The organism is Rhodopseudomonas sp. BR0G17, assembly GCF_010907025.1.
GTDB lineage: Bacteria > Pseudomonadota > Alphaproteobacteria > Rhizobiales > Xanthobacteraceae > Rhodopseudomonas > Rhodopseudomonas palustris_H.
The window spans coordinates 1-453 of sequence record NZ_QUML01000143.1 but is presented as its reverse complement, the minus strand read 5'-3'; the positions used below and the strand labels follow the sequence as shown (position 1 = coordinate 453).

Genomic DNA, 453 nt, shown 5'->3' with positions numbered 1-453 from the left:
CTTTATACGCCGTCTCAACAGCATCGCTGCCAATGTGAGTACCGACCTCACCGAGTCAGTCTGCGATGGACACCAGTTCGCGTTCGCGAGTGGACAAGATCGATTTTCTTGTCACCTCCTGGGCAGTCATTCGATCGCGGACGTCACTTGTCCGCACCACGTCGGCCTCTGCTGGTTAATTCGATGCTCAGCGAAAAACAGTTAGGCTATCTCCCGCAATTTGGGTTGCGAGATAAGTAGAATCGAACCGAGGATTATCGCCACGTATCATCATTACGGGCAGTACCAGCAGTGCTTCGCTGCCGGTGATGTGCCGGCCACGACCAAATCGGCATATGGCCGCGTGTTACCGTTGGCAAGCCAATCTGGGATCAACAGCTCGCGCGCGTTCTTCGATTGTGCGACCGCAAGCACTTCGATGTCCCAGGCCGACGTACCAAGCCGCAAACTGTA

The 453-nt window shown here is 55.2% G+C and carries 1 protein-coding gene; it reads right to left on the bottom strand.

Features of this window, described 5'->3' with window-relative positions:
* Positions 1 to 273: 273 nt before the first annotated feature.
* Positions 274 to 453 (bottom strand): hypothetical protein (locus tag DY467_RS26345; RefSeq protein WP_205502831.1); only part of this gene is annotated, 180 nt, incomplete at its 5' end.